Consider the following 1,259-nt stretch of genomic DNA (forward strand, 5'->3'; position numbering starts at 1 on the left):
AAAAAAATGGAAGCCGGACAATCGGAACTCAACGCCGAACCTCAAGGAGAGGGGATGGGACTTGGCGGAACTATTCTCGCCGCTGCGGGGGGAGCATTACTCGGTAATATGATCGGAAACATGCTTATGAACAATAAAAATGTTCAACGACACCAAGATGCCTCTAACCGCTCAGCCTATCACCGTTCATCCGCAGGGGGTAGTAACTCAGCCACCTCTAATAGCCAGAAAAAAAGTTTCTTCGGTAATTCCGCATCGAGAAGCACCTCATCCAGCAGCAGTTTCGGAGGATGAGCATGGTATCCCTCCAAAATATCAAAGCAATCGATGATCGCACGTTGGAGCAATTCGGTTTCGGATGGCATACCGACAGTGACGAAAGCAAATACGTTGCCGATGAACTGGTTATCGTCTCCGACAGTGAAGCTGAAGCCTACTATGAAGCGGTCAATGAACTCTACGATATGTATGCCGCTGCCGCACAACATGTCATCGACAATAACCTGTTCTTTGAACTCGGCATTCCGTTTAACCTGATCGACGCAATCAAAAAAAGCTGGGACAACGACGTCCATTGGCATCTCTATGGACGCTTCGATCTTGCAGGGGGGATCGGAGGCTCTCCGATCAAACTGATCGAATTCAATGCCGACACCCCTACCTCTCTTTTCGAAACGGCTATTTTGCAATGGGCCTTGCTTAAACATAACAACATGGACGAAGAGCGCCAATTCAACAACATCTATGAGGCGATTCGCGATAACTTTCGTCGTCTCGTTACCCTTTTCGATGATCCCGAAACATTTGAAAAACATTACGACGGATGGAAAATTCTTTTCAGCTCGATCAGCGGCAATATCGAAGAGGAACAAACAACCCGACTCCTACAGCAAATGGCGATCGATGCCGGATTCGAGAGTGGCTTTGAGCCTCTCGGCGGTGTGAAGTTTGATGATGAGGGGATTTATGACAGCGCTGAAGAGCCGTATGAGTATTGGTTCAAACTCTACCCTTGGGAAGATATCGCTATCGAAGAGCCGGAACTGGCTACACAGCTCACGACGATTATGCAAAACCAAAAAGCGATTATCCTCAACCCTGCCTACACGTTGCTCTTTCAATCCAAAGGGATGATGAAAATTCTTTGCGATCTCTTCCCTGATTCCCCTTATCTTCTTAAAACCTCGTATGAGCCTCTTAAAGGGCTCCAGCAGGTCGAGAAACGGATGTTTGGACGTGAAGGTGCAAATGTACGGATT

Annotated in this window: 1 protein-coding gene and 1 pseudogene; both read left to right on the forward strand. The window is 47.6% G+C overall.

Translation table 11 applies throughout. The annotated features are described in order from the left end of the window. A pseudogene (locus A2517_RS07020) lies at positions 1–294 on the forward strand (hypothetical protein); the annotation flags it as partial. Between the two features lie 2 nt (positions 295–296). Next, the coding region (locus A2517_RS07025; RefSeq protein WP_294895503.1) for a glutathionylspermidine synthase family protein at positions 297–1,259 on the forward strand (963 nt) is incomplete at its 3' end.

Origin of the sequence: Sulfuricurvum sp. RIFOXYD12_FULL_44_77 (genome assembly GCF_001830725.1) — a bacterium.
Lineage (GTDB): Bacteria > Campylobacterota > Campylobacteria > Campylobacterales > Sulfurimonadaceae > Sulfuricurvum > Sulfuricurvum kujiense_A.